The sequence below is a fragment of the Streptomyces sp. NPDC102514 genome, from assembly GCF_055584525.1.
This window is the reverse complement of record NZ_JBVJLW010000001.1, coordinates 787,177-808,527: the sequence shown is the minus strand read 5'-3', so window position 1 is coordinate 808,527 and position 21,351 is coordinate 787,177. Positions and strand designations below refer to the sequence as shown.

The window sequence follows — 21,351 nt, the reverse complement described above, 5'->3', positions numbered from 1 at the left end:
GGTGAGCGTCAGGTACCGGCCGGTGGACGTCAGGAATCGGGCACGGAGATGACGACCATCCGGTTCACGGTGCCGTCCTCGCCGACCACATCGCGTACGTGCCGGAAGCCCAGGCGGCGGCAGAGGGCGAGGCTCGCCGTGTTCCCGGCGCCCACCATGCCGTAGGCCTCCGTCAGCCCGAGGTTGTCGGAGGCATGCCGCAGCAGACCGTGCACGGCCTCGGTGCCGATGCCCTGCCCCCAGTGGTCGGGGGCGAGGGCGACGATGAGTTCATGACCGTCGACGTTGCCGGTCTTCTTCACCTCCGCGTGGCCGATGTACGTCCCCTGCCGCCACACCCCCCACACGTCGAACCGCTGGGTGGGGTAGACGTCGGTGAGGATGGCACGGAACGCCGTGCGCAGGTCGGCCTCGGGGACCATGTCCTGGCCCATCCAGTGGCACACCTCCTCGTTGCGCAGCAGGGCGACGAAGTGGGTCTCGTCCTCGGGGCGGTAGGGCGTGAACTCCAGTCGTTCGGTCTTCAGGACGGGTGTCATCGGTGGGCTCCTGGGGTGAGGGCGGAGGGACGGGGACGGGACAGGGCTCTCCGTCCCCGTCTTTCCGCGCCGCGGACGGGTCAGGCCTCCGTGTTCTCCATCCGCTCACGCAGGCTGCGCGGACGCATGTCGGTCCACACCTCGTCGACGTACGCGGAGCACTCCTCCTCGGTGCCCTCCTTCCCGACGGGCTGCCAGCCCGCGGGCACCTCGATGTCGACCGGCCAGAGGGAGTACTGCTCCTCGTCGTTGCGCAGCACCTGGTAGCGGGTGTTCTCGTCCATGTCGTTGTCTCCTGTCGTGGGTGGGGGCAGTGTCGGGTCGTCGGGTCATCGGGTCGTCGGGGCGGTGTGGGGTCAGAGGCTTTCCCTGGCATGCCGGGCGATGTGGCTCAGTGCCTCGGCGAAGTCCTCGGCGACGCGGCGCACGGTCGCCGGGTCGTACGTCCCGGAGTGGTGGTGCCAGGTGAACGCGAAGCGGCCGTCCCGCACGGCGCCGACCACCTCCAGCGGGTGCGATCCGCCGTCCCGGGGGTCGTGGTCCTGGCCGAAGGAGCCGTGCTCGGTCCGTACGAGGCCGCCGTCCGGGGCTGCGGGGCGGGCGTCCCACTGGCCGAGGTAGTTGAAGACCACCTGCCCGTGTGCGGCGGCGCCGAGCCGTTCGCGTACCTCGGGCGGCCCGAAGGTGCGCAGGGCGCCGAAGCCCAGCCCGTTGCCGGGTACGGAACGCAGTTGGCGGCGTACCGACTTCACCAGGGAACGCCAGTTCCGGTCGGGCCCGGGGCGGTCCGGTTCGGAGACCTGGAGGACGACCGGGTGGATGGTGGTGAACCAGCCGACCGTGCGGGAGAGATCCACGTCGTCGAGCAGGTCCTCGCGGCCGTGCCCTTCGAGATCCAGGCGGACGCGTTCGCCTCCCGTCCAGCGGGCCAGCGCGAGGGCCAGCGCGGCCAGCAGGACGTCGTTGACGCGGGTGCGGTAGGCGGCCGGTGCGGCGCGCAGCAGTGACTCCGTGTCCTCCTCGCCCAGTTCGACGGTGAACGGGCCGGCCTCCTGGGCGGCCGGGCCGGGCGCGGCGGCGACCGGGAGCTGTCCGGCGGTCACGGCGTCCTCCCAGTAGGCCAGTTCGTGGTCCAGGCCGCCGTCGGCGACGTGCCCGGCGAGTCGGTGGGCCCAGTCGCGGAACGAGGTGGTGCGCTCCCCCAGCCGGACGGGCTCACCGCGTGCTGCCTGCCGGTAGGCGGCTTCCAGGTCGTCGGCGAGGATGCGCCAGGACACGGCGTCCACGACGAGGTGATGGGCGACCAGGAGGAGGAAGGCCGTCCCTGCCCCTTGGCCCGCCTGATTCGCTCGGTCAGCTTGGTACGCCGAGGCGTCGTCCACGTACGCGCCGGTGAACAGGGCCGCCCGCAGCAGCGGGCCCCGGCTCAGGTCGAAGCCGGTGTGCAGAGCGTCGGCGGCGTCCTTCATGGCCGCGTCACGCTCCCCCGTCGGCAGGCCCGACAGGTCGTACCGGACGATGAGTCCCTCGCTCACTCCCGGCTGTGCCGGCTCTCCCGGCTCTCCCGGCGGCGGATTGAACTGGTGCCATCCGTCGGCGTCCTCGGTGAAGCGCATGCGCAGCGCGTCGTGGTGTTCCAGCAGCGCGTCCAGAGCGATCTCCAGGGCGGCGGGGTCGGGCGTACCGTCCAGCTCCAGCAGCGCCGACTGGTTGAAGTGGGTGTGGTCGGCGCGCGGTGTGCTCAGGAACCACTCCTGGATCGGGGTGAGGGGCACCGCGCCGGTCGCCGGACCCTCGCCGGTGTGCTGGGGAGCCGTGCCGACCACGGTGGCCAGCTCGGCGACGGTCTGGTGGGTGAACAGGTCCCGGGTGGCCAGATGCAGGCCCTCGCGCCGCAGCCGGGAGACCACCTGCATGCTCAGGATCGAGTCACCACCGAGGACGAAGAAGTTGTCGTCCACGCCGATGTCCGCCACGCCGAGGACGTCGGTCCAGACGTGCGCGATACGGCGTTCGGTATCGGTACGGGGCGCGGTGCGCGGGCCGGCCGCGGCGGCGGTGTGCGCGGGGTCGGGTGCGGGCAGGGCCCGCCGGTCCGTCTTGCCGTTGGGGGTCAGGGGCAGCCGCTCCAGGGGCACGAACACGGACGGCACCATGTGCGGGGGCAGCAGCCCGGCGAGACCTTCGCGCAGCGCGGCGACCGGCAGACCACCGTCACCGTCACTGCCATCGCCACTGCTCTCGCCCTCGTCGGCGGGGACGACGTACGCCACCAACCGCGCGTGGCCATCGACCTGTTGACCGTCTGGACCCTCCGGGCCGTCCGGGCCGTCGGTGCGGACCACGACCACCGCGTCGCGCACGTACGGGCTGCGGCGCAGCGCGCTCTCCGTCTCCCCCGGCTCGATACGGAAGCCGCGCAGCTTGATCTGGTCGTCCGCGCGGCCGACGAAGCGCAGTTCGCCGTCGGCGCCCCAGCGCACCAGGTCGCCGGTGCGGTACATGCGCTCCCCCGCCGCGCCGAACGGGTCGGCGACGAACCGCCGGGCGGTCAGGCCCGGCCGGTGGAGGTAGCCGCGGGCCAGTCCCGGCCCCGCCACGTACAGTTCCCCGGTCACACAGGGCGGGACGGGCCGCAGGGCGGCGTCGAGGACGTACACGCGGGTGGCGCCGGCCGGGCGGCCGATCGGCGGGGCCCCCGCGCCTCCCGCCGGGCTCAGCGGGCCGGTCCAGGTGGCGACGACGGTGGCCTCGGTGGGCCCGTAGGAGTTGATCATCCGGCGGCCGGGCGCCCACCGCTCCACCAGGTCCGCGGGGCAGGCCTCGGCGCCGACGATCAGGGTGCGCAGGTGCGGCAGGTGCCCGGCGGTCTCGGGTGCCACGGTGGCCAGCGCGGCCGGCGGAATGAGGGTGTGGCTGATGCGGCGCTCCGCGAGCACCTGGGCCAGCCGCTCGCCGATCAGCGGCCCTTCCTCTCCCGTGACGAGGGTGGCGCCGCTGAGGAGGGAGACGCACAGTTCGAGGACGGAGGCGTCGAAACTGGGTGAGGCGAACTGCAGGACCCGGTCGCCGGGCCCGGCCGCGTACCGCTCGGCGGAGGCCGCGGCGAAGCCCGCCAGGCCCCGGTGCGTCACCGTGACGCCCTTCGGGGTCCCGGTGGACCCGGACGTGTAGATGACGTACGCCGGATGGTCGGGGGTGAGAGCGGTGACGCGGACCGCGTCGACGGGCACGGTGTCCAGGCCGCCCGCCCGCCATGTCTCCCCTATTTCGGAGATCTCCGCTATCTCGGCCGGATCGTCGAGGACCACCCGGGCGCCCGCGTCACGGACCATGAACTCCCGTCGCTGCTCGGGGTAGTTCGGGTCGACGGGCAGGAAGGCGGCGCCCGCCTTGGCGACGGCGAGCTGCGCCACCACCGTCTCGGCGGTACGGGGCAGGGCGAGGGCCACGACGTCCTCGGGGCCGACCCCTCGGGCGATCAGCCGGTGGGCGAGCCGGTCGGCGGCGCGGTCGAGTTGGGCGTACGACAGCTGCCGTCCGGTGTCCTCCAGCGCCACGGCGTCGGGGGTGGCGGCCACCTGCCGCCCGAACAGCTCCGGCAGCGTCGCCGCCGGTACCGGCCGGGCCGTACCGCGCCCCTGCTCCAGCAGGGCCTTCAGCTCCTCTTCGGAGGCGAGAGGCAGGGCGCCGAGAGCGCGGTGCGGGTCGTCCGCCACGGCGGTCAGCAGCGTGGCCAGCTGATCGGCGAGGTGCTCGGCCGTGGCCGCGTCGAACAGGTCGGTGTTGTAGGTGAGCAAGCCGTCCAGCGCGCCGGAGTCCGCCTCGGCGAACTCCAGGGTGAGATCGAACGCGGCGTGCTGGAGCTCCGTCTCGACGGCGGACACCTCCAGGTCCGGTACGTCGAGGCCGGCGGCCGGGGTGTTCTGCAGGACGACCATCACCTGGAACAGCGGGGTCCGGCTGGTGTCGCGTACCGGACGCACCTCGTCCACCACCTGCTCGAACGGCACCTCCTGGTGGGCGAAGGCGTCCAGCACGGTCCGCCGGACGTCGTCCAGGAACTCGGCGAAGGGACGCTCGGCGTCGACCCGCGAGCGCAGCACCAGGGTGTTGACGAAGAAGCCGATCAGGTGCTGGATCTCTGCCTGGTCCCGGCCCGAGGTGACCGTGCCTACGGTGACGTCCTGGCTGCCGCACAGCCGGGCCAGGAAGGTCTGGGCGGCGGCGACCAGCGTGGTGAAGAGGGTCACTCCCCGGTCCCGGCCCACCTGCCCCAGTCGGCGTGCGACACCGGGTGGCAGGGACAGCTCGGCGGTCGCGCCGGACCGGGTGCGGAGGGGCGGACGGGGCCGGTCGGTGGGCAGGTCCAGCGGCTCGATGTCCGCCAACTGCTCCTTCCAGTAGTCCAGTTGCTGCTCGTGTCCGCTGGTCGTGCGCTGCCAGTGGGCGTAGTCGGCGTACTGCACCGGCAGTGGTGGCAAAGGCTCGGTGGCCGCGTCCAGTTCGGCCCGGTAGAGGTGGGCGAGGTCGCCGGTGAGGACGGCGGTCGACCAGCCGTCGGTGACGATGTGGTGCAGCGTGAGCGTCAGTACGTGCTCGTCGTCGGCCAGCCGGATCAGGCCGGTCCGCAACAGGGGGCCCTCGCGCAGGTCGAAGGGCAGGGCGCGGTCGGCCGCGAGCCGCTTCTCCAGCCGGGCCATGCGCTCGCCCTCCGGCAGCTCGGACAGGTCGTGGAGCGGCAGCGGTACCTCCTGCGGCGGCTGCACGATCTGTACGCCCCTGCCGTCCACCGTGTCGAAGGTGGTACGCAGCGACTCGTGCCGTGTCACCAGCTTCCGCAGGGCCGCCGCGAGGGCCGGGATGTCGAGCCGGCCGCGCAGACGCAGCGCCAGGGCGGTGACGTATTCGGTGCCGCCGGGTGCGAACTCCTCCAGGAACCAGAGGCGTTGCTGCGCGTACGACATCGGTGCCGTCGCGTCCCGGGCCACCGGTGCGATGACGGGACCCTTTTCGTCCGCGGTCCGGTCCCCGGTGAGCAGTTCGGCGAGCGCGGCGGGCGTCGGGTGGGTGAACACGACCCGCGGCGAGAGGGTGGTGCCGAACTCCTCGGCCAGGCGGGAGGCCAGGCGGATGCTGAGGATGGAGTCGCCGCCCAGCGCGAAGAAGTCGTCCTCCACGCCGGGCGGTTGTCCGCCCAGGACATCGGCGAAGACGTCGGCGGTACGGCGTTCGGCCTCCGTGCGCGGTGCGGTCCGCGTGCCCTGTCCCGGGCCGGTGTCCCCTTCCGGAGCAGGGAGCGCGGTGTGGTCCACCTTCCCGTTGCCGCTCAGTGGGAGGACCGTCAGCGGGACGAACGCGGCGGGCACCAAGTAGTCGGGCAGCGTGCGGCGGGCGTACGCGCGCAGCTCGTCCGGGTCGTCCCCTGCCGGGCCGACGACGTAGGCGACCAGACGGCGGGCGCCGGGGCGGTCCTCGCGGGCCACCACCGCCACGTCCGCGACGCCGGGATGGGGCACCAGCGCGGCGGCCACCTCGCCGGGTTCCACCCGGAAGCCGCGGATCTTGACCTGGTCGTCGGCGCGGCCCAGGAACTCGACCGTGCCGTCCGGGCGGCGCCGGGCCAGGTCGCCGGTGCGGTACATCCGGGCGCCGGGCGGTCCCAGGGGGTCGGCGAGGAAGCGGCGTGCGCTCTCGCCCGGGCGGCCCAGGTAGCCGCGTGCGACGCCCTCGCCGGCGATGTACAGCTCGCCCGCGCAGCCCGGCGGGACGGGGCGCATCCGCGCGTCCAGGACGTGGACCCGTTTGTCGTCGAGCGGCCGGCCGACGGGGACGGTGTCGGGGACGGCCGCCGCGTCGGCGAGGGCGTGGGAGGTGGCGAAGGTGGTGGTCTCGGTCGGCCCGTAGCCGTCCACCACGGTCAGACCGGGGCAGGCGGCCAGGACGCGGCGTACGGCCGCCGCGGGGACCACGTCGCCGCCGGTCCACACCTGGCGCAGCCCCGCGAAGGAGTCGGGCGAGTCCTGCGCCAGCAACCGGAAGAGTCCGGCGGTCAGCCATATGGAGGTCAGACCGGGGTCACTGGAACGCCCGGCGGTCCCCGTGCGCCCGCCGTCACCGACGGGTCCGACCGGTTCGTCGGCCGCGGCGCGCGCACCCGCACCGATCAGCCGCCGCAGCAGCGCCGCGTCGACCGTCTCCCCGGGGGCCACGACGACGCAGCCGCCGGTCAGCAGGGGTGCCCACACCTCGAAGGTGGCGGCGTCGAACGCGACCGGGGAGTGCAGCAGCACGCGGGCGCACACGCCGTCGGTGAAACGGCTGTCCGTGGCCAGCGACGCCACGTCCCGGTGGCGTACCGCCACGGCCTTGGGCAGGCCGGTGGATCCCGAGGTGAACATGACGTAGGCCAGCCGGTCGGGATCCACGGGCACCGCGGCGGGGTCCGTCAGGGGTGCCTTGCGGGCCTCGGCGACGTCCTCGGCGGTGAGCCGGGCCCCGACGTTCGCCTGCGCGAGCATGGTCCGGCGCCGCTCCTCGGGGGCGCGGCCGTCGACGGGCACGTACGCGCCGCCCGCCTTGAGGACCGCGAGCTGGGCGACGACGAGTTCGGCGCAGCGGTCCATGAGCAGGGCGACCCCGGCCTCGGGCGCGAGGCCGTCGGCGAGCAGCCGGGAGGCCAACCGGTCGGACCAGTCGGCGAGTTCGCGGTAGGTCAGCCGCCGGTCGCCGTCGTCCAGGGCGAGCGCGTCCGGCGTACGGCGCGCCTGCTCGGCGAACAGGTCCACCGGGCTGCGCGGCTCCACCGTGCGGGCGGTGGTGTTCCACTCCTCCAGCAGGCGCCGGTCCGCGGCAGTGAGCGGGTCGAGTGCGCCGACCCCGCCGTCGATGTCGTCGATGCCGTCGGCGAACCGGGTGAGCAGGGTGGCCAGGCGAGCCGTCGCCCGCTCCACCGTCGCGCGGTCGAAGAAGGCGGGGTCGTAGGCCAGGTCGAAGCCGAGCCGGTCGCTCAGATGGGCGCGCAGACACAGCGGGAAGGTCGTCGCGTCGTCGGCGCGTACCTCGGCAACTCCCACACCCGTCCGGGCGGCGGCCGACTCGTCGACCGGATAGTTCTCGAACACCACCATGCTGTCGAACAGGGCCTGCCCGGTGGGGACTTCGGTCAACGACTGGATACGGGCGAGGGAGAGGAAGTCGAAGCGCCGGTCCTCGCTCTGCGCCTCCTGAAGGCCTCGCAGCCAGGACAGGACACCGTCGCCCCGGACCCGTACCCGGGTGGGCACGGTGTTGATGAACATGCCGATCATCGTGTCGACGCCGGGGAGTTCGGCGGGCCGGCCGGAGACGGTCGTACCGAACACGACGTCGTCGCGCCCGCTGTAGCGGGCCAGCAGCAGCGCCCAGGCGGCCTGCACCACGGTGTTGACGGTCAGCCCGGCGCGGGCCGCCGTCTCCCGCAGCCGCCGCGACACGTCCCCGTCCAGCTCGTGGTGGACGGACTGGGCGGAACGCGCCCGGTGCGCCTCGGCGGGGGTGCGGTCGTACGGCAGCGGGGTGCGCTCGGTGACACCGGTCAGGGTGTCGGTCCAGTGGCGTTCGGCCGCCTCCTCGTCCTGTTCCCGCAGCCAGCGCACGAAGTCCGCGAACGGCCGCCGTACGGGCGGTGCGCTGTCCCGGCCGCCGGTGAGCGCGGCGTACCGCTCGCACACCTCGGTGAGGAGCTGCCCGGTGCTCCAGCCGTCGAGGATGAGGTGGTGGGAGGACCACAGCAGCAGGACCTCGTCACCGGGCAGTGCGGCCAGGGTGATCCGGGTGAGCGGCGCGGCCGTCAGGTCCATGCCCGCCGCGCGGTCCTCGGCGAGCAGCCGCTCCGTCGCGGCGGCGCGCTCCTCACCGGTCAGGGTCCGCCAGTCCAGGTGGGTGACGGGCAGGTCCACGCGGTGGTGGACGACCTGGACGGGGTGCGGCAGGCCCTGCCAGTGGACGTCGGTACGCAGGACCGGGGTGCGGTCGACGACCTGCTGCCAGGCCGCCGCGAACGCCCTCGGGTCGCCGACTCCCGTCAGCCGTACGGCCGTACGGTCGAAGTAGGCCCCGGCGGTGTCGACCAGTCCGTGGAAGAGCATGCCGGACTGCAGGGGTGTCAGCGGCAGGACGTCGGCGACGTGCCGTCCGTCGCCGACCAGCCGGTCGAGCTGCTGCTGGGAGAGCGCGGCGAGGGGGAAGTCGGAGGGGGTACGGCCGCCCGCGTCCGGCTCCGCGCAGTGGGCCACGATGTCGCGGAGCGCCGCGCACATCTGCTCGGCCAGGTGCCGCACGGTGGACTCGTCGTAGACGGCCGCCGGGTAGGTCCAGCCCAGTTCGAGCCGCCCGTCCTGGACCACGCCTGTGATGTCCAGCAGGTAGGGGCGGGGCTCGTCCGGGTCGGTGTCGCGGCCGGCCGGCGGGAGCGCCACCGTCCGGTACAGACCGTCCTCGGTGCCGCTGCCCGCGTCCCAGCGCCCGTGGTAGTTGAAGCCGACCCGCGGATGGGGGGCGTCGGCGAGCGGGCTGTCCGGCAGGAGGTGGCGCAGGGCGCCGTGGCTGAGACCGTGCAGCGGCACCGCGCGCAACTGCTCCTTGACCGAGCGCAGGGTGGCTCGCCAGCCGGCGTCAGGTGCGACGGTCAGGGCGAGGGGGAACTCGGCGGTGAACCAGCCGACGGCCCGGGACAGGTCCACGTCGTCGAACAGGTCCTCCCGGCCGTGCCCCTCCACCCCGACGAGGACCGTGTCACGGCCGCACCAGCGGGCCAGCGTGCGGCCGAGCGCGCTGAGCAGCACGTCGTTGACCTGGGTGCGGTAGACCTCGGGGACCCGGCGCAGCAGCGCCTCGGTCTCCTCCGCCGCGAGCGCCACGGTGACGGTGGCGGCGGTGCCGTGGGTGTTGGGGCCCTGCCGCCCGGCGGGCAGGTCGGCGGGTGCGGCGGCGGTACGGGTCCAGTGCGGCAGGTCGGCGTCCAGGGCGCCGGATCGTGTGTGCTCTTCCAGTCGCCGCGCCCAGCGGCCGTACGAGGTGCCTGCTGGAGCAAGCTCGACGGGATGCCCGGCCTCGGCGGCGCGGTGAGCGGCCTCCAGGTCGCCGAGCAGGATGCGCCAGGAGACGCCGTCGACCACCAAGTGGTGCACGGTGAAGAGCAGTTGGGCGGGGCGCTCCGGACCCCGGTCGAAGAGCAGGACGCGTAGGACCCGGCCTTCGGTGGGATCGAGTGCCCGCTGTGCGGCGTCCGCCGCGCGCTGTACCTGTGCCTCCAGTTCCGGGGCGTCCAGGTGGGATGTGTCGTAGCGCGTGAACACGGCGTGCGGTGCTTGTGGCAGCACCTGCTGGCGCCAGCCGTCCTCGGTGTGCCGGAAGCGGGTCCGCAGGGCCGGATGACGGCTCACGAGGGCGTCGACCGCCCGTTCAAGGGCCGACAGGTCGGTGCCGACGGCCAGTTCCAGACGCTGGGTCATGGTGAACCGCAGCGCGTCACCGGGCCGCCGGTGGTCGAGGTACCAGCGCTGGATCGGTGTCAGCGGGGCTTCGGCGGGCACGGTGTCGTCCGTACCGGATGTCGGCCGGGGCGCCGACTCGGCGACCCGCAGGGCGAGTTCGGCGACGGTCTGGTGGCGGAAGACGTCCTTGGTGGTCAGGGCGAGGCCCGTACGGCGGGCGCGGGAGACGATCTGGATGCTGAGGATGGAGTCGCCGCCGAGCGCGAAGAAATTGTCCCGCGCGCCGACCCGGTCCATGCCGAGCACCTCGGCCCAGATGGCGGCCAGCCGTTCCTCGGCGCCCGGGCGGGGTGCCATGTACGGTGTGCCGCTGTCGGGCTGGGCCGGCGGTGCGGGCAGCGCGCGGCGGTCGGTCTTGCCTCCGCTGGTACGCGGTATGCGGGTCAGCGGCACGAACGCGGTGGGCACCATGTGGTCCGGCAGGGTCCGGCGCAGCCGCACCCGCAGCTCGTCGGCGGAGGGGGTCTGCTCTCCGGCAGGCACGACGTACGCCACGAGCATGGTGCGTCCGGCGTGCTCGCGGGCGGTCACGGCGGCGTCGGTGACGTCCGGCAGCGCGAGCAGCGCGGCCTCGACCTCGCCGGGCTCGATACGGAACCCGCGGATCTTGACCTGCTCGTCGACCCGCCCCAGGAACTCCAGCGCCCCTGCCGCGGTCCACCGGGCCCGGTCGCCGGTGCGGTACATCCGCTCCCCCGGCGCCGGGACCGTACCGGATGCCCCGGCCGGACCGGACGCCCTGAACCGATCGGACGCCCCGAGCCGATCGGGCGCCGCGAACGGATCGGCGAGGAAGCGGGCGGCGGTGAGGCCCGGCCGGTTCAGGTAGCCGCGCGCGACCTGCGCGCCGGCGAGGTACAGCTCGCCCGGTACGCCGGGCGGCACCGGGCGCAGGGTTCGGTCGAGGACGTAGGCGCGCAGGTTGCGGCCCGGCCGGCCGATGACGGGACGTTCGCGGTGGTCGGCGCAGCGACCGTAGACGGCGTCGACGGTCGTCTCCGTGGGGCCGTACATGTTGTACGCGGTGACGCCGAAGTCGTCCTGGGCGGCGCACAGTTCCGCCCAGGTGTCGGAGCCGACCGCCTCGCCGCCCACCAGCAGCAGCCGCGGGTGGTGGCGGCCGGGGGCGAGGAGTCCGGCGGCGGTGAGTTCACGGAGGAAGGACGGGGTGACGTTCACCAGGTCCAGTTCCCGCTGATCGACCTGGGCGCAGAACGCATCCGGGTCCAGGCGTACGTCCTCGTCGACGAGGTGGACCTCTTGGCCGAGGGCGAGCAGCAGCGGCCCCTCCCAGGAGGTGTCGAAGGAGAAGGAGGCGCTGAGTGCGGCCTTGAGCCGTCGTCCGTCGGCTGTGTGGGGGGCGACGAGTCCTTCCCGATGGTCGTGGCAGAGGTTGACCAGGTGGCGGTGTTCCACCGTGACGCCCTTGGGGCGGCCGGTGGAGCCGGAGGTGTAGATGATGTAGGCGGCGTTGTCCGGGTGCAGCGGGGCGAGCCGGTCGGCGTCGGTGGGGTCGTGGGAGGGCAGCGCGTCCCAGGGCGTCCCGCGCAGGGTGTCGGCCGTCAGGACCGTGTGCGGCGTGGCGTCCTCGACGAGGAACGCGACACGCTCCTCGGGCAGGTCCGGGTCGAGGCAGAGCAGGGTGCCGCCCGCCTTGAGCACGGCGAACACGGCCACCGGCAGCTCCGAGGTGCGCGGCAGCCGCACGGCGACCACGCGCTCCGGGCCGACACCCAGCGCGATCAGGTGATGGGCCAGCCGGTTGGCCCGCTCGTTCAGGGCCGCGAAGGTGAGCGTGCCGTCCCGGGCCACCAGGGCGGTGGCGTACGGGGTGCGGGCCGCCTGCGCCTCGAACAGCGCGGGGAAGTCACTGTCCGGCAAGGGAAGTTGGCCGCCCTGCCACTCGTCGAGGACCTGCCGCTGTTCGGCGGCCGTCAGCAGGGGCAGCCCGCGGGTGTCCCGGTGCGGTTCCGCCACCGCAGCCTCCAGCAGCAACCGCAGGCGTACGGCCAGTCGTTCGGCGGTGTCGGCGTCGAACAGGCCGGTGTCGTACTCCAGATAGCCGGTCACGCCACCGTCACTCGCGTCGTTCTCGACGAAGTCGAAGGCGAGGTCGTAGGCGGCGTACCGGATCGGGGGTGTGAGCGGTTCGACGTCCAGGTCCGGCAGGTCGAGGTTCTCGGCGCCCAGGTTGTGCAGCGCCACCATCACCTGGAACAGCGGGGTGCGGCTGGTGTCGCGCTCGGGCTGGAGGGCGTCCACCAGTTTCTCGAACGGCACGTCCTGGTGGGCGAACGCGTCCAGGACGTTCGTGCGCACCCGTTCCAGCAGCGCACGGAACGACAGTCCGGGCTCGACCCGATTGCGGAGCACGAGGGTGTTGACGAACATGCCGACCACGTCGTGGAGTTCGGGCCTTTCGCGGCCCGCCGTGACCGTGCCGACGGTGATGTCCTCCTGGTCGGCCCAGCGCGAGAGCAGGACCGTGCAGGCCGTCAGCAGTGTCATGTAGAGGGTGGCGTCGACGTCGCGGCCCGTCTCCCGCAGCCGCTCGGTGAGCGCGGCGGGGAGGGTGAAGGTCACCAGGGCGCCTTCCCGGTTGCGTACGGCGGGACGCGGCCGGTCGGTGGGCGGTTCCAGGGGGGTGACCCCGTCCAACGTGTCTTGCCAGTAGGCGAGTTGTCCGTCGACCTCGTCGGTGCGGGCGCGTTGCCAGGCCGCGAAGTCCGCGTACCGCACGGGCAGGTGGGGCAGCCGGGGTGCGCGGCTCTCGTGGGCGGCCGTGTACAGCTCGCCCAGGTCCCGGCCCAGCACACCGGCCGACCAGCCGTCGGTGACGATGTGGTGGACTGCCAGGACCAGGACGTGCTCGTCCTCGGCCAGGCGCACGAGGCGGGCCCGCAGAAGAGGTCCGGCGCCCAGGTCGAAGGGGACGGACGCCTCGCTCTCGATGAGGGCGTCCAGGCGGTCGCGGGCGCCGGTCAGGTCGTCCAGCCGCAGATCCACCGGGTACGGCTGGTGGACGAGCTGCCGGGCGTGGCCGTCCAGCCGGCCGTGCTCCCGACCGTCCTGTCCGGCTTCGGCGAACGTGGTGCGCAACGCCTCGTGCCGGGCGACCAGTCCGTCGAGGGCGGCCCGCAAAGCGTCGGCGTCGAGCGGGCCGCGCAGGCGCAGTACGGACAGGGTCGTGTACTCGGTGCTGCCCGGCTCGAACCGGTCGAGGAACCACAGCCGCTGCTGCGCGTACGACAGCGGTACCGGGGTGTCCAGGTCCACGGCCGGGATGACGTCGGCCGGTGCGGTGCCGTTCGGCGCAGGGTCGCCGAGTTCGGCGGCCAGGGCGGACAGCGTCGAGTGGGTGAACAGCAGCCTGGGCGAGACCTCGGTACCGAAGGCGGCGCGCAGCCGTGAGACGACCCGGACGGCGAGGATGGAGTCGCCGCCGAGGGCGAAGAAGTCGTCGTCGGCTCCCACCTCGTCAGTGTCGAGGACGTCCGCCCAGGCGGCGGCGACCGCACGCTCGGCGGGCGTGCGCGGCGCGACGCGCTCGGTGTCCGTGGCGAAGCCGTCCGGTCCGGGAGCGGGGAGCGCGCGCCGGTCGAGTTTGCCGTTGACGGTCAGCGGCAGGGCCGCCAGCGGCACGTAGGCGGCGGGCACCATGTGCGCGGGGAGCAGCCGCTCCAGGTGGGCGCGGAGTTCGGCGGCGGGTGGCGGTGCGGTGGCCGTCGGCGGTTCGGTGGCGTCCGGCGGTTCGGCGCCGCCCCGGCCGACGACGTGGGCCACCAGTCGGCGCGTCCCGGAGCCGTCCTCGTAGACGCCCACCGCAGCCGCGCCGACGCCCGCGTGGGTGTGCAGGGCGGCCTCGATCTCGCCGGGTTCGATGCGGTAGCCGCGGATCTTCACCTGCTGGTCGGCGCGGCCCAGGTACTCCAGCGTGCCGTCGGCCCGTCGGCGGGCCCGGTCTCCGGTGCGGTACATCCGCCGCCCCGGCGCCGCGATCGGGTCGGACGCCGTGGACGGATCGGACGCCGCGAACGGGTCGGCGAGGAAGCGGGTGGCGGTCAGCCCCGGCCTTCTCAGGTAGCCGCGTGCCAGGCCCTCCCCCGCCACGTACATCTCGCCCACGGCTCCGGGCGGTACGGGGGCCAGGTCGCCGTCGAGGACGTAGATCCGCAGGTCGGGTATGCCGGTGCCGATGGGGCTCGCGGTGCCCGTGCGGGCCGTGGTGCGGTCCAGTGGTTCGTAGGTGACGTGCACGGTGGTCTCGGTGATGCCGTACATGTTGACCAGGCGTGGCGCGGTGTCGGGGTGGTGCGCGTACCACTCGGTGAGGCGGTCGACGTCCAGGGCCTCGCCGCCGAAGACCACGGTGCGCAGGGCGAGTTGGGCACTGAGTTCGGGGTGTTCGGCGTCGGCGCGGGCCAGCGGGTAGAAGGCGGACGGGGTCTGGTTGAGGACGGTGACCCGCTCGTCGGCGAGCAGCCGCAGGAAGTCCTCCGGGGAGCGGGCGGTGTCGTCGGGGACGACGACGAGCCGGCCGCCGTGCAGCAGGGCGCCCCACAGTTCCCAGACGGAGAAGTCGAAGGCGTAGGAGTGGAACAGGGTCCACACGTCCGACTCGTCGAAGCCGAACCAGTGGTGCGTGCGGTTGAACAGGCGCACGACGTTGGCGTGCGGAACGACCACGCCCTTGGGGCGGCCGGTGGAGCCGGAGGTGTAGATGGCGTAGGCGGGGCTCTCCGGCAGGGGGCGGCGGGCCGAAGCGGGTCCGGTGGCGGGGCGGCGGGCGAGGTCGGCCCGTACATCGGGGGCGTCCAGTACGAGGAGCGGGACGCCGGTGTCCCGTACGCGTCCAGCGGCCTCCGTGGTCGTCATCAGGGTGGTCGTCACGAGGGTCACCGGGGTGGCGTCGTCCAGCAGTTGGGCGACGCGTTCGGCGGGCAGTTTCGGGTCGACGGGCAGATAGGCGGCGCCCGTCTTGAGGACGGCCAGGACCGCCACGACGAGGTCGGTGGAGCGGGGCAGGGCGAGGGCCACGAACCGCTCGGGTCCGGCGCCGGCCTCGGCCAGCCGGTGGGCGAGGCGGCCGGCCGCCGCGTCGAGTGTGGCGTAGTCGAGGCGGTCGGTGCCGCAGGTGACGGCGAGGGCGTCGGGGGTGCGTGCGGCCCGGGCCTCGAACAGGTCCACCAGGGTGTCCGTCGGCCGGCCGTGCTCGGTGCCGTTGAAGTCGACCAGCACGCGCCGCCGTTCCTCGGCGGTCGTCCGGGCCAGGGCGCGCAGCGGCCGTTCGGGATGCTCGGCGATCTCCGCGAGGAGCAGGCGCAGGCGGTCGGCGAGCGCACGAACCGTTGCGGCGTCGAAGAGTTCCGGGTCGTAGGCCAGGTCGAAGCCGAGCCGTTCGCCCTGGTAGGCGCGGAGCACCAGCGGGTAGTTGGTGGCGTCCCGGGAGGCCACGTCCACCAGCCGCACTCCGGAGCCGGAGGTGCGGGCCGCGTCGAAGGGGTAGTTCTCGAAGGCGACCATGCTGTGGAAGAGCGGGGTACCGGACGGCACATCGCTCAGGGCGGTCAGCTCGGCCAGGGAGGCGGCGGCGAAACGGCGCGACTCGGCCTGTACGTCCTGGAGTTCGCGCAGCCAGTCGGCGGCCGGGCGGTGGCCGTCGACATGGACGCGGGTGGGCACGGTGTTGATGAACATGCCCACCATCGACTCCACGCCCGGCAGTTCGTCGGGGCGGCCGGAGACGGTCGTGCCGAACACCACGTCCGGCTCGGCGCTGTGGCGGGCCAGCAGCAGCGCCCAGGCGCCCTGCACCACGGTGTTCACGGTCAGTCCCGCGTCGCGCGCGGTGCGGGCCAGCGTCGCGGACACCGCGTCGGACAGTTCGGCCGTGTGGACGTCCGCCGACCGGCTCTCGTGCGTGCCGGTCAGGGGCCGGTCGACGGGCAGCGGCGTGGGAGAGGCGAAGCCGCCCAGCGTCTCGCGCCAGTGCGCACGCGCGCCCTCGGCGTCCTGGTCGGCCAGCCAGCGCACGTAGTCGGCGAAGGACCGGCGCACGGGCGGGCTCGGCTCACCGCCGGCGGTGAGCGCCGCGTACTCCTCGCACACCTCGGTCAGTACTTGGGCCAGACTCCAGCCGTCGAGGATGAGGTGGTGGGAGGTCCACAGCAGGTGCAGCCGGGCGTCGGGCAGCCGGACCAGGGTGAGCCGCATCAGGGGCGCCGAGGCGAGGTCGATGCCGTGCGCCAGGTCGTCGGCGCGGAGCCGGTCGAGGCGGTCGGCGCGCTCCCCCGGGTCCACGTCCCGCCAGTCGAGGTGCGTGAGGGGCACCTGTACGTCCCGGTGCACGACCTGGAGGGGCACGGGCACGTCCTGCCAGACGACCGAGGTCCGCAGCGCGGGTGTGCGGTCGGTGACCCGCTGCCAGGCCAGGCCGAACGTCTGCGGGTCGGCCACGCCGTCGAGGAGCAGGGCGGCCTGGTCCACGTACACGTCGTCGGCGCCGCCGACCAGGCGGTGGAAGAGCATGCCTTCCTGGAGCGGGGTGAGCGGGAGCAGGTCCTCCACCGCGCGGCCGTCGCCGACGAGACGGTCCACGGCGGCCTGGTCCAGACGGGCGAGGGGGAAGTCGGAGGGGGTACGGCCGCCCGCGCCGGGCCGGGCGCAGTGCTCGGCGATCGCGGCCAGCGCCGCCACCATGCCGTTCGCCAACTCCCTTACTGTGTCCGGGGTGTGGGCCTGGTCGCTGTAGTGCCAGGTGATCTCCAGCTCGCCGTCGGTGACCGCGGCGGAGATGTCGAGCAGGTGGTCGAGGGGTTCGTCGGCCGCCATGTCCCGACCGGGCACCTCGGCGGCCGGTACGAAGTCCGCCCCGGCGGTGGTGTCCCACTGCCCGTGATAGTTGAAGCACACCTGAGGCAGGGGCAGTTCGCGCAGGGCGCGGGCGGCCGGGTCGGGTGAACCCAGGCGCGCGAGCGCCTCATAGCTGAGTCCGCGCCGGGGCACGGCCCGCAGACGTTCCTTGACGGCCTTCAGGGTGCCGCCCCAGTCGGGTGCGGCGGGCGTTCCGGCCGGGGTGAGGGTGACGGGGTACTGGGAGGTGAACCAGCCCACCGTGCGGGACAGGTCCACGTCCCCCGGGATCAGGTCCTCGCGCCCGTGGCCCTCCAGGGCGACGGTCACGTGGTCGGCGCCTGTCCAGTCGGCGAGGACCCTGCTCAACGCGCCGAGCAGGACGTCGTTGACCTGCGTGCGGTAGGCGGCGGGGACCCGGCGCAGCAGGGCCTCGGTGGTGGCGCGGTCCACTCGGGTACGGACGGTGCGTACGGTTCCGGCGAGCGGGGTTCCTTGGCGGTCGACCGGCAACGGGGTACGGGGCCGGGCGGCCTCCGTGGTCCAGTACGGCAGGTCGCCGTCCAGGCCTCCTGCTCGCGCGAGGCCTGAGAGGTGGGCGGCCCAGTCGGTGAACGACGTGGCGACGGGCTCCAGTTGGATCGCCTCGCCCACTGCCGCCTGCCGGTAGGCCTGCTGGAGGTCACCGAGCAGGATGCGCCAGGACACGCTGTCGACGGCCAAGTGGTGTGCGGTTACGAAGAGTTGGGGGCGGTCGCCGGGCGCGGACTGGAGGAGGGCGGCGCGCAGCAGGGCGCCGGTCGCCGGGTCGAGGGCGGCGCGGGCGGTGTGGGCGGCGGCGAGGCGGGCCTCTGCAAGGTCTGCGGGGTCCGCGGCGGCGGAGAGGTCGTGACGGGTCAGCAGGCCGGAGGCCGGTCCCTCCCCGGGGTGCTGCCGCCAGGTGTCGCCGGCCGCTGCGATCGTGCTGCTTTCGCCGGTCTCGCTGATGCGGGCGAAGCGGGTGCGCAGTGCCGGGTGGTGGGTGACCAGCGCTTCCACGGCGCGTTCCAGTGCGGGTTCGTCGACGTCGTACGGCAGGTCGAGCAGCATCGACATGCTGAAGGGCCGCAGGTTGCCGTCCCGGTCGCCGTGTGTGGCGGCGTACCACTCCTGGACCGGGGTCAGCGGGGCAGGCCCGTTTTCGCGTGTCCGTACGGGTGCGGGTGCCTCGGCGGTGCGGCGGGACGCGGCGGCGGCCAGGTCGGCGACAGTCTGATGGCGGAAGACGTCCCGCGAGGTCAGGTGCAGGCCGGCCGCGCGGGCGCGGGAGACGGCCTGGATGCTCAGGATGGAGTCGCCGCCGAGTTCGAAGAAGTTGTCGGTGACGCCCACGCGTGTAAGGCCCAGCACCTCGGCCCAGATGCCGGCCAGCGTCTCCTCCTCCGGGGTGCGCGGTGCGACGAACTCCTTCTCGCGCGAGGCCGTTTCGAGGTCGGGGGCGGGCAGGGCACGGCGGTCCAGCTTGCCGCTGGTGGTCAGCGGCAGCGCGTCGAGCACGGTGAAAGACGACGGCACCATGTGGTCGGGCAGGACGCGCCCGCAGGCGGCCCGCAGGTGCGCGGCGGTGGGCGGTTCGGCGTCCGCGGCCGGGACGACGTAGGCGGCGAGCCGCAGATGGCCGTGCGTGTCGGGAAGCGCGACGACCGCGGCGCCAATGAGGTCCGGCAGGTCGAGCAGCGCCGCCTCGATCTCGCCCGGCTCGATGCGGTGGCCGCGTACCTTCACCTGGTCGTCGGCCCGCCCGAGGTGGTCGAGACGTCCGTCGGCGGTCCAGCGGGCCAGGTCGCCCGTGCGGTACATCCGCGTCGAGGGCGGGCCGAAGGGGTCGGCGAGGAAGCGGGTGGCGGTCAGCCCCGGCCGACCCGCGTATCCGCGGGCCACCTGCTCGCCCGCCAGGTACAGCTCGCCGCCGACGCCGGGCGGCACCGGCTGGAGGCGGTCGTCGAGGACGTACGCGCGGAGGTTGGGCAGTGGCCTGCCCACCAGGGGGCGCCCATCGCCCTCGATACGGCAGGCCAGGGCGTCGACCGTGCACTCGGTGGGCCCGTAGAAGTTGTACGCGGCCACGTCCCGGTGTCCGGCCAGCTCGCGCCACAGGGCGGGGCCGAGCGGCTCGCCGCCGAGCATCAGGACGCGCGGATGGTGGCGCGGGTCGGTGAGCAGTCCGGCGGGCAGCAGTTGGCGCAGGTAGGACGGGGTGAGGTCGAGGAAGTCGACGCGGTGCTCGACGACGTACTCGACCAGCGCGGCGGCGTCGAGCCGGGTCGTCTCGTCGACCAGGTGCAGCGGGTGGCCGTCGGCCATCAGCAGCACGCCCTCCAGCGAGGTGTCGAAGGAGAACGACGCGGTCAGCGCCACCCGCAACGGCCCGCCTCCCGCATCCGCGACGAAGCCCTCGCGGTGCGTGGCCAGCAGATGCGCGAGCGACCGGTGCGTCACGGCGACCCCTTTGGGCCGCCCGGTGGAACCGGAGGTGTAGATCACGTACGCGGTGGTGTCCGGGTCGGGGGGTGCGGTGGCTCGGCTGGAGCCCGGGTCCGGGAGCGCGCCGGGCTCAGCCCCGCACACCGCCCGCAATGCCGCCTCGTCCAGCACCAGCGCGGGGCGCGCGTCGTCGAGGAGGAAGCGGACCCGTTCCTCCGGCAGGGCGAGGTCCAGAGGCAGATACCCGGCGCCGGATTTCCAGACGGCGAGGATGGCCACGATCATGTCGGCGGTGCGTGGCAGTCGGAGTGCGACCAGGCGTTCGGGGCCGGCGCCCCGGGCGATGAGGTGGCGGGCGAGCCGGTCGGCGCGGGTGTTGAGCGTCGCGTAGTCGAGGCGGGCTTCCCCCGCGACCAGCGCCGTGGCGTGCGGGGTGCGCTCCGCCTGCCGGGCGAAGAGCTCCGGGCAGGTGGCGGCGGGGACGGCCAGCGCGGTGCCGTTCCACTCCTCCGTGATCCGCCGGGCCTCGTCCGGACCGAGCAGGGGCAGCGACCCCAACGGCCGGTCCGGCGCGGTCGCGGCACCCTCCAGCGTGCGTGACAGCTGGTCGGTCATCCGTTCCGCCGTGGCCGGGTCGAACAGGTCGGTGCGGTACTCCAGCAGGCCGGTCAGCCCCTCCCCATCAGGGACGAACTCGACGCTGAGGTCGAAGGTGGCCGCCTGCCGGGGCACCTCGACCGGTGAGGCGGTCAGGTCGCGCAGGGCGGGAGCCGCGGGCGGCGCCGGGTGGAGCAGGACCATCACGTCGAACAAGGGGTTGCGGCCCGCCTCGCGAGTCACCCCCACCGCCTCCACCAGCCGCTCGAACGGCGTGTCGCCGTGCGCGAAGGCGTCGTTGACGGTGGTCGCGGCGGCCCCGAGGAGGTCGCGGAAGGAGTCGCCCGTGTGCACGGGAGTGCGCAGGACCACCGTGTTGGCGAAGAAGCCGACGGTTCGTTCCAGGTCGGTGCGCGAACGCCCCGGGGTGAGGGATCCGACGGTGATGTCGTCCTGCCCGGACCAGCGGGCCAGCAGGGCCTGGCAGGCGGCGACCAGGGAGGTGAACAGCGTGGTGTGCTGCTCCGCCGCCAACTCCCGCAGCCGCGAGGTGATCCCCGCGGGCACGGTGAAGGTGCGTACGGCGCCCGCGCCGGACTCCTCCCCGTCACGGGGGTGGTCCAGCGGCAGCCGGGGAGCGACGGCCCCTGACAACTGCTGCCCCCAGTAGTCGAGTTGGCGGTCCAGGCGTGGGCCGGAGAGCTGTTCGCGCTGCCATGCGGCGAAGTCCGGGTACTGCGTCACCACTGAGGCCAACTCCGGTACCGCACCCCGGGCCAAGGCGTCGTACGCGCCGCACAGTTCCTCCAGCACGATCCCCATCGACCAGCCGTCGGTAATGATGTGATGGGCTGTCAGCAGCAGGGTGTGCGCGGTGTCCGACTCGCGCAGGAGCAGGGCCCGCAGCAGCGGGCCGGCGCCCAGGTCGAAGGGACGCTCGTACTCGGCGAGCAGCGCCGCCTCCAGCGCGTACGACGGCGTGTCGGCCACCGGGAGCGGCACCGGGGCCGCCGGTCGTACCGACTGCGCGGGCCGTCCGTCGCTCTCCTCGAACGTGGTGCGCAGCGCCTCGTGCCGCTCGACGACGGTGTCCAGTGCGCGGGAGAGGGTCGTGTGGTCCAGCGGGCCGCTCAGCCGCAGGGCGACGGCACTGTTGTAGCGGGCGTCGCCGGGGCGCAGCCGGTCCAGGAACCACAGCCGCTGCTGGGCGAAGGACAGCGGCAGCGGCCGGGTGCGGTCGGCGTGCGGGATGCCCTGGCGGGCGCTGGCGGCCCGGCCCGCGAGGCGGCGGCGCATCACCTCCTGGAGATCCTGGGGCAGTGCCGTGCTGCGGTCTCGCTTCGAAGACGTCATGGTCTGGCGGT

Annotated in this window: 3 protein-coding genes; all 3 read right to left on the bottom strand. The window is 73.8% G+C overall.

The genetic code is table 11. The features are described 5' to 3' along the window. Positions 1-29 precede the first annotated feature (29 nt). Complete coding sequence (locus ACZ60E_RS03510; RefSeq protein WP_384797496.1) at positions 30-539, bottom strand: GNAT family N-acetyltransferase; 510 nt, start codon at positions 537-539, stop codon at positions 30-32. Between the two features lie 80 nt (positions 540-619). After that, positions 620-823, bottom strand: a complete 204-nt coding sequence (locus tag ACZ60E_RS03505) for an MbtH family protein (RefSeq protein ID WP_384797493.1) — start codon at positions 821-823, stop codon at positions 620-622. A 72-nt stretch (positions 824-895) separates the two neighbouring features. Then, on the bottom strand, positions 896-21,340 hold the full coding sequence (locus ACZ60E_RS03500) for a non-ribosomal peptide synthase/polyketide synthase (RefSeq protein WP_469437611.1): 20,445 nt from the start codon (positions 21,338-21,340) through the stop codon (positions 896-898). Between the last annotated feature and the right edge of the window lie 11 nt (positions 21,341-21,351).

Coding starts and splice junctions, on each gene's coding strand:
- ACZ60E_RS03510 (WP_384797496.1), bottom strand. CDS start 539: ATGACACCCGTCCTGAAGACCGAACGACTGGAGTTCACGCCCTACCGC.
- ACZ60E_RS03505 (WP_384797493.1), bottom strand. CDS start 823: ATGGACGAGAACACCCGCTACCAGGTGCTGCGCAACGACGAGGAGCAG.
- ACZ60E_RS03500 (WP_469437611.1), bottom strand. CDS start 21,340: ATGACGTCTTCGAAGCGAGACCGCAGCACGGCACTGCCCCAGGATCTC.